11 protein-coding genes are annotated in these 13,485 nt (G+C 65.3%); 7 read left to right on the forward strand and 4 right to left on the reverse strand.

All coding sequences use genetic code 11. The annotated features are described in order from the left end of the window. The first annotated feature begins 27 nt into the window (after nucleotides 1–27). The 7 genes from H6718_05840 to H6718_05870 all read left to right on the forward strand — a co-directional run bounded on the left by H6718_05840 (nucleotide 28) and on the right by H6718_05870 (nucleotide 8,003). Nucleotides 28–861 (forward strand): glycerophosphodiester phosphodiesterase, encoded by an 834-nt coding sequence (locus H6718_05840; protein ID MCB9584897.1) that lies wholly within the window; start codon nucleotides 28–30, stop codon nucleotides 859–861. 39 nt (nucleotides 862–900) lie between these two features. Then, a complete protein-coding gene (locus H6718_05845) occupies nucleotides 901–1,590 on the forward strand; it encodes a hypothetical protein (protein ID MCB9584898.1) in 690 nt (229 codons plus the stop codon). Nucleotides 1,591–1,694: 104 nt separating this feature from the next. Beyond that, nucleotides 1,695–3,692 (forward strand): acetyl-CoA carboxylase biotin carboxylase subunit, encoded by a 1,998-nt coding sequence (locus H6718_05850; protein ID MCB9584899.1) that lies wholly within the window; start codon nucleotides 1,695–1,697, stop codon nucleotides 3,690–3,692. Nucleotides 3,693–3,702: 10 nt separating this feature from the next. Continuing rightward, entirely contained in the window at nucleotides 3,703–5,487 is a 1,785-nt protein-coding gene (locus H6718_05855) for a hypothetical protein (protein ID MCB9584900.1), read from the forward strand. Nucleotides 5,488–5,560: 73 nt separating this feature from the next. Further along, nucleotides 5,561–6,511, forward strand: a complete 951-nt coding sequence (locus H6718_05860; protein MCB9584901.1) for a hypothetical protein — start codon at nucleotides 5,561–5,563, stop codon at nucleotides 6,509–6,511. Between the two features lie 122 nt (nucleotides 6,512–6,633). After that, nucleotides 6,634–7,266 (forward strand): thioredoxin domain-containing protein, encoded by a 633-nt coding sequence (locus H6718_05865; GenBank protein ID MCB9584902.1) that lies wholly within the window; start codon nucleotides 6,634–6,636, stop codon nucleotides 7,264–7,266. A 74-nt stretch (nucleotides 7,267–7,340) separates the two neighbouring features. Continuing rightward, nucleotides 7,341–8,003, forward strand: a complete 663-nt coding sequence (locus H6718_05870) for a Fe2+-dependent dioxygenase (protein MCB9584903.1) — start codon at nucleotides 7,341–7,343, stop codon at nucleotides 8,001–8,003. Here the strand turns inward: H6718_05870 and H6718_05875 are convergent, their stop codons facing one another. From H6718_05875 to H6718_05890, 4 genes are all read right to left on the reverse strand, one after another. After that, nucleotides 8,004–10,001 (reverse strand): hypothetical protein, encoded by a 1,998-nt coding sequence (locus H6718_05875; protein MCB9584904.1) that lies wholly within the window; start codon nucleotides 9,999–10,001, stop codon nucleotides 8,004–8,006. It lies immediately after the preceding gene. A 106-nt stretch (nucleotides 10,002–10,107) separates the two neighbouring features. After that, nucleotides 10,108–11,001 (reverse strand): bifunctional DNA-formamidopyrimidine glycosylase/DNA-(apurinic or apyrimidinic site) lyase, encoded by an 894-nt coding sequence (gene mutM / locus H6718_05880; protein ID MCB9584905.1) that lies wholly within the window; start codon nucleotides 10,999–11,001, stop codon nucleotides 10,108–10,110. A 1-nt stretch (nucleotide 11,002) separates the two neighbouring features. Further along, the gene (locus H6718_05885) at nucleotides 11,003–12,697 is read right to left on the reverse strand and encodes an alkaline phosphatase D family protein (protein MCB9584906.1); all 1,695 of its coding nucleotides are present in this window, start codon (nucleotides 12,695–12,697) and stop codon (nucleotides 11,003–11,005) included. A gap of 54 nt (nucleotides 12,698–12,751) precedes the next feature. Then, the gene (locus H6718_05890; protein MCB9584907.1) at nucleotides 12,752–13,411 is read right to left on the reverse strand and encodes a hypothetical protein; all 660 of its coding nucleotides are present in this window, start codon (nucleotides 13,409–13,411) and stop codon (nucleotides 12,752–12,754) included. Nucleotides 13,412–13,485 lie beyond the last annotated feature (74 nt).

Consider the following 13,485-nt stretch of genomic DNA (forward strand, 5'->3'; position numbering starts at 1 on the left):
AGCATGCCGCACGCGAACGCAGGCTTCATGAGGCCGCCTCGGGCATTCCTGGAGAACCTCAACGGCGCCCACGACACTGCGGGGGCGTATCGTAGCCATCGCTTGTGTTTCGCGCACCGCGGCGGTTCGTTGATGTGGCCAGAGAACACCCTGGAGGCCTTCAGCGGCGCCCTGGATCTTGGTTGTTCGCATCTGGAGAGCGACGTGCACCGCACGCGAGATGGGCACCTGGTGCTCTTCCACGACTCTCGGGTCGAGCGCACGACCAACGGCTCGGGCCTCATCCGCGATTTCACGCTGAGCGAGCTGAAGCAGCTGGATGTGGGTTACCGCTTCTATCAAGACGGGCGCTACCCGTTTCGCGGTAAGGGGCTGACGATTCCGACTCTGGAGGAGGCCCTGGAGCGTTTCCCGGGAGTGCGTCTCAACTTGGAGCTGAAGCAGCGCGAGCCGGACATCGTACGCCCCATGTGGCAGCTGATCGAGCGCCGAGGTCTGCACGACCAGCTGTTGATCGCCGCGAGCTTCGACCCGCTCGTGCAGGATTTCCGTGAGGTATCGCGAGGGCAAGTGGCTACGTCGGCGGGCACCCGGGAGAGCCTGCGCTTCCTGATTGCCGCGCGGCTCGGACTCTGGCGCTGGGAGGAGCCCCCTTACGACGCACTCCAGCTGCCACTTAAGGTCGGGGTGTTGCCCGTGGTGACCCGACATTTGGTCGACGTAGCGCACCGCCAAGGGATTCAGGTGCATGTCTGGACTATCGACGAGGGGGAAGAAATGCGAGCGCTGTGGCGCCTCGGCGTCGACGGGATCATGTCGGATCGCCCAGATTTGCTGGTCAACAGCGCGCGAAACGGCTGATCTCTCAAGGTCCGGGCTCGAAGCCCGTTCAATCAGGGCGTGACCTACCGCACGCTCCGCCAGTCAGACCACCCGCAGACCCAGAGTGGGATCTTCCTGCGCGACGGGTCCCGTTCGGGGCAAGCACCCAACCTGCTCGACTTCGTGGACGAGGTGCGTTGGTTGACGACGCCCGCGGTCGCCGCGGCGGTGGTCGACCCGCTGCGCGGATCCCAGGGAGACGGCGTGATCGCCAGCAGCAGCGAAGTCACGACCCTCTTCGAGTCTCGCCTGCGCCTCTGGCTGAGCCACGTTGAGCGGACGTTGATCCTCGAAGTTCCGAGCTGGCTCTCCCCGACGCTCGGTTGCATGCAAGCGATCGCCGTCCCGATGTGGACTCCCTTGCGTCGAGTCGGGGTGCTCGCGCTGCCTGACCCCGCAGCGCGCCGCGGCGTGCTGCTCAGGGAAATCGAACGCCGCGCGACCGACTTCGCACTTCGCATCGAGAGCCACGATCGGCGCGTGCAGCTGAATGAGCTGCGGCGCGCGAGCTTGGCGTCTCGACCCAGCAGCATGCGCGGCGCGTGGCAGCGCCTCTCGTTGCCGGTCAGTGCCGTGCGTCACACGGACACGCCACGGCACCCGGTCGAATCGGTCCGCAATTCCATGACTCGCTTGCGCGCGCCGCGAGCAGCGGACATCAGCTTCAGCGAGGCACCCGAGAGCCGCGCTGTCGGCGAAGGGCGCTAGCGGGAGCCGGACTCCAAAGCAGGCAAACCGGCGCGTGAGCTGGAATCCAGTTTCAGCGCGCCCGGCGTACCCAAGGAGACGACCTTGAGTTAGCGTCCGTCTTCATGCATCGCGTCAGCCGCATCCTGGTCGCCAACCGTGGAGAAATCGCCGCCCGCATCATGCGTACGGCACATCAGATGGGCGTCGGCACCGTCGCCGTCTTCAGCGACGCCGACCGGGACCTGCCGTTCGTACGCCTGGCGGATCAAGCAGTAGCGCTCGGCGGCGCCGCTGCCAGCGAGAGCTATCTCCGCGTGGATAAGCTAATCGCAGCAGCCAAGCAGACTGGCGCCGACGCCGTGCACCCTGGCTTCGGCTTCTTGGCGGAGAACGCCGAGTTCGCCGAGGCGTGCGCCGCTGCGGGTCTGACGTTCATTGGCCCAAGCGCAGAAGCCATCCGCAAGATGGGCTCGAAGAAGGTGTCCAAAGGCCTGGTCGGAGCCGCGGGGGTACCGGTCATTCCGGGCTACGAAGGCGACGACCAGAGCACCGCCACGTTGGTCAAGGAGGCGCTGAAGATCGGCTTCCCGGTGCTGGTGAAGGCGAGTGCGGGCGGCGGCGGAAAGGGCATGCGCGTCGTGGAGCGCGAGGCCGACCTAGAGCCCGCTATCGAGGGAGCAAAGCGCGAGGCGAAGAGCTCTTTCGGCGACGACACCTTGCTGATCGAGAAGTACATCACCTCCCCTCGCCACGTGGAGATCCAAATCCTCGGGGATCAGCACGGAAAGCTCCTACACCTATTCGAGCGCGAGTGCTCGATCCAGCGTCGTCACCAGAAGATCATCGAGGAGACCCCCTCCCCCGCCCTGAACCCAGAACTGCGCGATCGCATGGGGAAGGCCGCAGTGGCGGTCGGTAAGGCGGTGAACTACTTCAACGCCGGCACGGTGGAGTTCATCCTGGATCCCCAGGGCAACTTCTACTTCCTGGAGGTCAACACGCGCCTCCAAGTCGAGCACCCAATCACCGAAGCCGTCACCGGCGTGGACATCGTGCGCGAACAGATCCGCGTAGCACGCGGCGCAGCCTTGGACCTCGAGCAAGACACGCTCAGCCTGAACGGCGCCGCGGTGGAGTGCCGCATCTACGCAGAAGACCCTACCAATGGCTTCTTGCCCACCACGGGCACGGTGGTCGACTTCTGGTTGCCCGCGGTGGATGGGCTGCGCATCGATGCTGGCATCGAGAGCGGCAGCGAGATCGGCATCCACTATGACCCGATGCTGGCCAAGGTGATCACCTGGGGACAGGACCGCCAGGAGGCGATCGCGCGCATGCAGCGCGCGCTATCACTCGGCAGCATCCATGGCCTCAAGACCAACACGGCCTTCTTGCTGCGAGTGCTGGGACACGAGGAGTTCCAGGCGGGCAACACCCACACCCATTTCATTCAGCAACACCTGAGCGACGCTGGCGGCGAGTCGGGCCCCAGCGCGGAGGCACTGGCCGTCGCCACGCTGGCGCTGCATGAAGCGCGACGTAGCGAGCAGCGGCCACTACCGGCCCTTGAACCGGGTTTCCGCAACAACCGCTTTCAACGTGAGTGGGTCGAGCTGGAGCACGCAGGCGACGTGACTCGGGTGGAGTACCAGAACCGAGGTGGCGGGGAACTGACCATCACCGTCGGCGATACCGAGTTGAGCTGCCGCGCGCTCGCCTGGAGCGCCGCAGAGCACCTGCTGCGCTACGAGTTCACGCTGGGAGAAAGCGCTCCCATGCGCCGCAGCGCCCGCGTGCGGATGCGTGGGGAACAGGTGTTCGTCGCCGGAGTCGCGGGCTCGGCGGCGTTCTCCGTGGTGCCCCGCTTCAAACGTGCGGAGGCCGAGGTGGAGGCCGGCGCCTGCATCGCGCCCATGCCCGGCAAGGTCGTGAAACTCCTTGCGGAAACAGGCAAGGTCGTGGAGGCGGGCCAGGTGCTGGTGATCCTCGAAGCGATGAAGATGGAGCATTCGGTCAAAGCTGCGGAGGCCGGCGTGGTCAAAGAAGTGCGTGTGGCCGAAGGCGATCAAGTCGAAGACGCGAGCGTGCTCGTGGTTGTTGGGCCCGCCGACGCCGATTAGCCTGGCGCGCATGCTTCGAAGCTCTGCGGCGTGCGCGACGCTAGGCCTTGCGCTGCTCGCGGCAGCATGTGCTCCTGGGACCCGAGCCGCAGCGGAGTGCCCTGCGTCTCCCACGGGTAGCAGCGTGCCCAGCGCCGCAAGCACCGCGGCTGTGGTCGCTTCGCCCGATCCGCTCGCTGAGGCCGACCTCGGTGTCGAGATCACACCCGTGTTCGAGCCACCCAGCTTCTTGGTACGGCTTCACGTCGGCTCCCGTGTGGACAGCCAGAGCTTCAGCATCCAGCACGTTAAGGAGAAAGACCTGCTCAAGCTCGAGCGCGTGTTCGCCGACGGCCACCGAGAGCCAGTTGCCCCGGTGGTTGTTGGCAGTGGATTGCGAGTGACACTACCCGCAAAGCAACCCCTGGAGCTCGAATACCGGGTGCGGGCGGCGGACTTCTCCGCAGACGCCATCGAGCTCAACGCCGTGAACCCGAATCGCGTGCGCGCCGGAGGTGAACGCCTCTTGCTGCTGCCCGACGAGCACCCGGACCAATCGCTAAAAGTTTCCATACGGATCCATTCGGATAACCTGGGCGTCCCTCAAGGCGCGGCCTCGAGCCTCGGCGTCGGCGAGCTCCGCAGCCTCGAGCTGAGTTCCCGCAGCTTGCGTCAAATCAGCCTGGTAGCCGGCCCCCTCGGCTCCGCGCGCTTCGCCGGCCCCGAAGGCCAGGACGAGACGGCGTGGGTCGGCTACACGAGCTTCGACCCTCGCTTGGTGAGTGCGCAAAATGCGGTGTTTCGCAGCGCAATTCGCGAGTACTTTGGCGACCTGCGGAGCACCCCGCTGACCCTGCTCATCGTGAGCGACGGCCGGCCCGTGGGAGACTACGACGTGGCGCGCCGCAGCTGGAGTGTGCTCATCCACGTTGCCACCGGACAACCTTGGGACGGGACACTGTCGCTCGCAGTCTCCCAAGCCATCGTCCGTGAGTGGCTGGGGGGCCGACTCTGGCTGGGCCCGAGCGAAGATGCGACGGGTCAGCTCTGGTTCAACGCCGGCTTCGCGCGCTACGTGGCGCGCGAGGTGGCGTTTCGCATGGGTCAGCTCGAACCCGAGGAGTACGCCGCCGAGGTCGAGAGCTTGACCGCGATCACGCGCACCGCACCGGAACGAGAAATGGACAACGCTGCGCTCGCCAAGGCGGCGCTCGCGGGCAAGCCGGGGGCGATCGCCCTGAGCATTGCCAGAGGCGCACTCTGGGCGAGCGACTTGCAGGCCCGACTCAGCGGGCTCCGACCCACCGGCTCGCAGGCCAAGCCGGTGCCGCTCCAAAAGATCCTCCGGGAAACGTACAATGCGGCGGTTGGGGATGACCGCACGCCGGGCAAGCCCCAAGGAGTCGAAGACTTGCTGGCTCGCCTCGAACCTCACCTACCCGACGTACGTGAGCGCTTCGATAAATGGATCACCAAGGGTGAGCCGGGCGACCTCGGGGCGCAGGCACTCGGGCCCTGCTTTCGTCAGGTGCCCCGTAGCTTTCCGTTGTTCGCGCTCGGGTTCGAACTCGACGAAGGCCGGAACATTGTGGGAGTCGACCCCAAAGGCCCCGCAGCCCGAGCTGGCTTGAAGGTTGGCGATCGCATCAGCGAGCTCCACTACGCCGCCGGAAACGCTCGCTTACCGGTACGCCTGCGCTTCCAGCGCGGCGAGGACGCACCGAAGCCGCTCTCCTACCTGCCCCAACAAGGCAGCGTGAAGGGGCGGGGTTGGGAAGTGATTTCAGGAGTGCCTCGCGAGCGCTGCGCGCGCTGATCAGCCGCGGCGACCACGCGCCCCGAACGCCACAAACTCGGCCGCAAGCTACCGACGATGGTAGCCGCAAGACATGCGGCCGAATCAGCTCAAGACCCGCTTATCTAAGCTCGCAGTCAGCGGAAGCATCCTGACGCTCGGGGGCCTCACGGGTTGCCGAGGGGAAGCACCACCGGGCGCCAAGGCGGAGCCAGCTGCGGTTCACCTCGAAGTGCGCGTCGAGAACAGCCAGGCGGCCATCGAGCGCCTGAGCGCCGCCGAAGCCGCTAAGCCACTGCCTCGCAAGCTGCAAAAAGCTGAAGCCGCCAAGTCCCCTGAGAAGAAGCCGCCGAAGCTCGCACAGCGCGATCCCTCCCCCCCAACTGAAAAGGCAGCCCCAACGGACGGGGACGAGAAGCAAGCGGTCGCAGCGCTCGAGGCCAGCAGAGGAACCGACGACAGCCCAGCCGCCGAGCACACGCAGAAGAGCCCACTGGTTCCCGTTGGCTTTTCCCTAGGGCAAGACAGTGACGGGAGCAACGCCCAGACTGACTCCGTCATCCCCCAGCTCCTGGATGCTCAGGGCGAGCTGTTGCCGCAGACGAAAGACTTGCCTGGCACGGACTCAGCCTTCTTCAAGCGGCTAGGGCCAACCCTGTTCAAGGCCATCGTCGACAACAATCCTGAGCTGGTGTTGCCGTACTTCATGCCCCTCGCGGTCTACGAGAAGCTGAAGGAGAGCAAGAACCCGCCTCGCGACTGGAAGTTCCGCCTGTTCGGACAGCTCAAGCGCGACATCGAGAAGTACCACCGCGCCCTCGGCAGGAACCGGGAACGCGCTCACTTCGTCGCCCTCGACGTGGTGCCCGAGGACGCGCTCTGGATGAAAGCTGGGCGGGAGTACAACAAGCTCGAGTACTACCGGCTCTTCGGCTCCAGCCTGCGCTACGTGGACCAGCGCGGCCGCGAACGGCGCTTCGACGTGTCAGCGCTCTTCTCCTGGCGTGGCGAGTGGTACATCGTCCACCTGCACGGCTTGAAGTAGTCAGCGCGAAACACGCAACCGCGTGCACAGCGAGACTGCGAACGTGCAACTCGACTGAACGCCGCGCGAATTGCAGAACCTTCGCTACCGACGCCTGATGAGCCTCGTGATAGCGAACCAGCATGTCCGTGTCGCGCCGTGACTTCGTTGGCCTGGGACTCAAGCTGGCTGCTGTCTCGCTGCTTGCCCCCATCGGCCTCGGCGGATGCTCGCGCCCTGAACTCAGCGTCCCCCCTCGCGCCCCGACCAAGGGGGCCAGCAACCCGAAGCTGGTGATTCAAGAACTCGGCGACTTCGAGTGCCCGTTCTGCGCTGAGGTGCAGCCGGTACTCGAGCAGGTGCTCGACCACTACGGCGATCGGGTGCGCATCGTCTGGCGCGACTATCCGTTGAGCCACATCCACCCCTACGCCATGCAGGCCGCGGAGGCCGCGCGCGAGGTACGCGCCCAGCTAGGGGAGGACGGCTTCTGGCGCTACCACCACCTGTTGTTCATGCGCCAAGACGCGCTGAATCGCCAGGGCCTGGAGAGCTTCGCGAAGAAGCTGGGAGGCGTGGACATGGCACGCTTCAACCAAGCGCTGGACAACCAGACCCATCAAGCAGCAATCCTCGCGGAAAAAGCTGAGGTGGACAACCTCGGCATCGATCGCCTGGGCACTCCGGGGTTCTTCGTGGGTGACGAGGTGATCATCGGCGCGCAGCCCTTCGAGGTCTTCCGCGACGCGATCGAAGAGCAGCTGGCGCAGGGCTAGACCCCACCCTTCGCAAATCAGCCTGCGAACGGCTTGAGTTTGGGGGTGAGGGCGCGCCGCGATACCCTTCGGCCATGCTGTCTTGGGTCCCCGAGTTGCTCGATGCTCACACCGTGGAAGCATTTCGTGAACGCATCGCCAAGCTACCCTTCAAAGATGGGCTGTCGACGCTCAAGCAGGGTAATCCAAACGCCAAGCACAACCAGCAGCTGGACAGCCAGAACCCGGAGGCCCAGGCACTCGGGAGGGAAATCATCGAGCGCTTGCTGGGGCACCCAGAGGTGCGCCGCATCGCCATCCCCCGTTCCGTGCGGCATCCACTGATCGCGCGTTACTCGGACGGCATGCACTACGCGCGGCACGTCGACCAGCCGGTGATGGGCGGTGTCAACCCAACCCGCACGGACTTCGCCTGCACGCTCTGGCTGACCGCCCCGGAGAGCTACGCGGGTGGCGAGCTAGTCATTCATCAGGGCGCCGAAACCCAGCGCCTGAAGGGCGAAGCTGGCAGCCTCTTGCTCTACCCGGCGTGCTCCTTGCACGAAGTCACACCGGTCACCAGCGGCACCCGCCTGGTCGCGGTGACTTGGCTGCAGAGCCTGGTGCGCGATCACGAAGCGCGGCGTATTCTGGCTGGGCTCGATGACGTGCAACGGGGGATGGATCCAGCCAGCGAAACCGCAGAGCGCCTCACGGCGCTCTACAATCAGCTACTGCGTTACCATGCGGAAGTGTGATCAGGGGTCGTATCGGTAGACCGTGATGTCGCGGGTCAAGGTGACGGCCATACGGAACATCCCTACCCCAGGCGCGATGAAACCGGCGTCAGACGCGTTCGGAGGTGTGCTCTGCGGACTCCAGGTCCACGCGGGCTCCGTGTAGAAGCCCTGAGCGTTCAGAGAGCCGCCGCGGAGGTGCTGCTCTTCGTAGTCGAAGTCATCCACGATCTGGAGCGAGGAAGTAGAGCTGTCAAAGCCGAACCGGCGCGACTCGCCGTACACGGGCCGCGAGAGCGGCACCGGGCTGACACTGGGAAGCACGCCATTGGCGCTCCCGGTCAGCGTGGGTAGACCGTGAATCATCAACTGATCCGACTCACCTACGATCCACACCTGGTTCGACCCGGGTGGGACCACGCCGCCGTATGCAAAGAACATCGAGCTTGGCCCAACGAAAGTGTCCGTCACCGTTCCCGTCGTGAGTTCGTGGGCGTTCAGGCGCAGAGACCCCGTGCCAATCTCGATGCTCCAGACTTGAATGTTGTTGAGCGGGTCTGTCGCTGACCAACCGGGAAGCGTCTGCACGAACGCTGGCCGCGGGAGGATGTTGTCGAACTCCACGTTCGAACCGATCTGCGCGCAGGTCGCCGCGTCGTACACGCTGAGCCGCTGCAAGCCCTGCACCGTGCTGAACATCAGCACCACGGAACCAGAGATCGCGGCCACCTGATTTAGGCTCCCCGGGTTCGTCACGTCTGCGAGGGGTGACGGGTTCAGATCGCAGCTCGAGATGTAGTTGTAGCGAGGAGCCGACGGTCCCTCGCGGAAACTCAGCGCGTTGAGGTTGTCGCTGTTTTGCAGGCCCAGGGCCACCTCGTCGACGAGCAACGTATTCGTGCCACTGCCATCGGAGCCGTAGATATCGCCCGGCACTTCGTCGAGCGCGGCCTGATCGGCAACCGCGCTGCCGCTCACACCCTGAGCGCCGGAAACCACACTGAACGCCACCGCTTGGGGCGCCCCCACACCAGACACGATCAGCGCGTCGATGTCGTCTCCGGCCGCCAGCCCCAGCTGCGCGCAGGTGTAGACAACCTCGTTGGTTCCGTCCAACGCGGAGCGATAGATCGTGCAGCCACGCTCATCCAAGGCTGTCCCCGCGACGGCGCTGCCACTGGCACCCTCTGCGTTCTCCTCAACGGAGAAGTAGACGGCCTGGGGCGTGCCGACTTCGAGCTCGAGCGCGTCCACGTCGTCGTACTCAGGCGGGTCCTCCGTGTACACGAGACCCAGGCTGTCCTTCAGGTAGTACGCAGCGTTGTAGCCAACGTCTTCGCCGCCTTCGGTGATGAAGGTGTGGCTACCAACGCCATCGGAGAAGTACACCTCCGGCCCAGTGCCTTCGAGAGGCGCGCGCTGCTCGAGCTGGGTGTTCGCTCCACCCTGCGCGCCTCTTTCGACGGAGAAGTAATACACCGGATGACTCGGCGGGGCGCGCAGCACGCTGAATGCATCCACATTGTCGGTGTCCAGGAGCCCGAGCTGGGTGGCCGTGATGGCGAGCGAATTGCTCCCTGTCCCAAGGCCAGGATTATCCGGATGGAAAAGCTGGCTCTGGGGGTCGTCGCTCAACTCCACGGCGGACCCCGACGTACCGAAGTGCTCACGACCGACGGAGAACAACGGGCTTGGCAGCGTGAGTCCGGCTCCGCCGGTACCTGCCGTGCCCCCGGTGCCGCCAGTGCCAGCCGTCCCTCCGGCAGCCCCGGTGCCGGCGGTTCCGCCCGTCGCGCCTACAGCGCCGGAGCCCCCCATCGCACCGGTCCCGCCCATGGATCCGCCGGCAGTCCCGGCGTTTCCTCCGGTGGTGACGCTTCCGTCAGCCCCCGCATCGGGAGATCCGCCCTTGTTCTTGGTGTTGTCCCCGTCATCACACGCGGTCGCCAGCAGCAACCCAGCCGGGATGCAAGCCAGTGCCCCGAGCCGCCCAAGTCTCCGAAAGGTCGTCGCGCCCATGATGCCTCCCTCGATCAAGAAAATCGCGGAAGCATAACCCGTTCTCTCACCGCTGACACTGCGCGAACGGCGTGGAAATAGCTGCTTCTGATTGCCCGCGCGGAATTCAACGCCGTTGGCAGCGGGGGCAGTAGTGGGTGCCCCGCTGGCCTACCAGCACTCGCACGATCGCCGTGCCGCACTCTCTACAAGGCTCCCCAGTGCGCGCGTAAACCCTACGCTCATCCTGGTAGGCGCCATCGCTGCCGTCCGGCTGCACGTAGTCGCTGATGCTGGAGCCACCAGTCTCGATGGAGCGTCGCATCACCCACTGCGCCGCGTCGAGCAGGCGCTTCCAGTCCGCCCTGCTGAGTCGCGCGGCAGGGCGCGTGGGACGGATCTTCGCCAGAAACAAGGCTTCGTCAGCGTAGATGTTGCCGACCCCGGCGAGCACCGCTTGATCTAGAAGCACCCCTTTCACCGCCGCGCGCCGCTTGCCGGCAGCGGCCTCTAGCTCGTCCGCCGTAATGAGCAAGGCGTCCGTACCAAGCTTCTCTACCCGCGCATCTGATTTCCCCGCGGGAATATACAGCACCTTGCCGAACTTGCGAACGTCGCGAAACAGCACGTCCGGCGCTCCGTCTTCGAAATGAAAGACCAGGTGCGTGTGCTGGTCGGGTCCCGTTCCAGCGGCGAGTCGCTCCGCTTGGGCTTCGGGCGTCAGGCTCGAACGGCTCGTCGAGCTGAGCAGCCGCAGGCTGGTGGCGCCAGCGCCGTAGAGCTGCCCAGTCATGCCGAGGTGAAGCATCACGCGATCACCCTCATCCAGCTCCGCAAACAGGTACTTGCCGTGGCGTCGGAGCTCGCTGACGCGACGCCCCTTTAGCCTGCGTTTCAACTCAGCGGGAGGGGTGAGGAAGAAGTAGCTCGGCTCGGTCGTGCTCAGGCGCGAGATCGTGCGACCCTCGAGCAGGGGTGCGATGCGCCGCCGCGTGACTTCGACTTCGGGCAACTCAGGCATGTCACCTCTTCGGGCCAGGAGCGGGCTGCTTCGCGGAGGCGCTGGGTGCTGGCGCAAGGTCCTCGGCGGCGGTGCCGGACAGAGCGTCTCCAACCCCCTCGAGCTCACTGCGGCTCTGCGCGGCGCCCATCAGCGCGCGGCCACCCGGTGTGAGTCGCGGCGCACGCCCCGGCTCCAACTCTAGCTCCTGAATCAGCCGCCCCTTCGCGTCCTTGTAGGTCACATTGATATTACCGCGAGGATCTACATCGACGACCGCGTAGTTGTACCAACCAAGCGCCTTGTCGAAATGCCCCGCAGGCTCCCCATCTAGCGGCGCGTGGATGAACAGTCGCTCGGCGCCGAAGCTGTCGTCGTAGACCAGCTTCGGAAACAGCCCTGCGCTTAGCGGTCCGCTCACCAACTCCAGGAAGCTGAACTGACTGCTCGCGCCCTCGGCCGCCACGCCCTCTTTCGCGAACGGCCGATACACATAGGCCGCAGCAAAGTGCACGTCTGTGGTGAGAAACACCACGTTCGCGGGCTTCAGCTCAGGCAGCACTGCCACCAGCCGCGAGAACTCGACCTCGTAACCCGTCGGCCCACCGAAGTTCGCCCAACCGTCTCGTGGTCCATCCGGCGGCCACCCGGTGGGGATGGCAATCGGTACGCTATTGACGATCAACTTCCAAGTCGCGTCGCTTTTCCTCAGGGATTCAATCAGCCACTCGAGCTGCTCCGGCCCCAACATCGATTTCTTGGGATCCGCGCCGGGCAACGAAGCGACCGAGCGGTACTGCCGGGTATCGAGGAAGAACAGCTCGACATGTTTGCCCCAACGGCGGGAGCGGTACAGCCGCTTGCCCGCCTGCTGAGCCGCGTCGAACGCGTGATAATCCAAGAACGCCGCTAGGCCCTCCGGCATCAGGTGTTGATCAACGCGGTACGGCGGGTTGCCGCGTTGGTCTCGCTGGGGCCCGAAGTCGTTGACCACCTCGTGGTCGTCCCACACGGCGTAGTAGCCCGTATTCTGGAGCAACTGCTGAAAGGCAGAGTCTCCCCGATTGTAGCGCCAAAAGCGCCAGTACTCCGCGCGCTTGGTCGCAAAGTCGATGTCACGGCGGACCTGGGCATTGCCGAAGCGCCCCGTTTCCCGACACACGCCGTCGCCGTAGATCATATCCCCGAGCCCGATGAAGAACTGCAGACGTTCATCGCTCAGCGCGTTGAAGATTGGATAACCCTCTTGTGCATCACGGCAGGCGTTCTGCCCACCGAGGTCACCGCTGAAGCCAAAACGCACCCGCTCACTGGCTGTGACCACGGGCGCCGTGCGAAACATCGCCAGCTTCGCGTTCGCCGGCGCGGCACCACCATCTTGCTCCACGCTCAGCCACGCCTTGTAGGTGTAGTCCGTGGACGCCTTCAATCCGGAAACTTGGATCCGCGCGGTAAAATCGCGTGCTTCCGCCAAGGGCGCGCGCAGGCGCTGGGCTTCCGCTCCGGTAAGCTCTACTTGCAACCAACCAGCACCTGTTCCCCGGCCCCAAACCACGGCGCTGTGGTCGTCCACCTCCCCGGTCATCAACCCCGTTGCGAGTTCGGGACCGGTGGGCGCGGCGCGCTTGCTGCACCCGTTGCACGCGGGAAGCCAAAGGCTGAGGAGCGCGCAGTAGAGCGCGCTCCGCAAGACCGACGTTCGCAACACAGAGCCCATGAACCTGAGGACGGTTTACCAGAATCGCATCCCGCTAGCCGCCGCAGATTCGCGTCAATTCGCAGACCATCTCGGGTCATCGGCGACCAACCACTCGAGCAGCTCCGCCACGTGCTCCCCGACCCGGCCGGCGTAGGTGTGGCCGGCACCCGGTGCGTACGCAAGGCGCACCTCAACCCCAGCCCGCGAGAGTGACTGCCGGCTCTTCTCGTAGGCCTGCGAGCAATGCAGCAGGCCACACGCAAGGCCCACGCGCTTACCGCCGCCAGCAAGCCAGCGCTGTGCGCCAGCCACGTTCCAGTCGTTCTGCTGCCCCTCGATGAGTAGCGCACGGGGAAAGCGGTCTGCTCGAGACATGAGCATCAGCGCACCCATCACTGCCCCTTGAGAGTAGCCCACATACACCGCCTGCTCGGCGTCTGCGGCGGTAGCGAAGCGCTGCTTGAACGCCAGTAGATTGGCGTCCACGGCGCGGCCGAGCCACAGGTGATCGGGGTAATAGTGTCGACTGGTGGCGAGCGGGGCACTGCGGTTCGTCTTCGCGCCGCGCACGCACAAAACGAAGGCGCGGTCACGGACCAGCTGACGCCAGCGCTCACAGTGCTCCTCGGGTCGCCCGCCAGCACCGTGGGTAGCCACCATCAGCGGTTTATAGACGTTTCCTCGAGGCACCCAAACGAGGGCCGGTAGGAACTCAGGCACATCGAGACTCACGAAGCTCCCACGCTCTGAGCCGATGGGGTCTTGCGGCGAATTCGGTCCAGATCCTGTGTTGCCCGAAGCGGGTC

This window comes from Polyangiaceae bacterium (genome assembly GCA_020633205.1).
Taxonomy (GTDB): Bacteria; Myxococcota_A; Polyangia; order Polyangiales; family Polyangiaceae; genus JAHBVY01.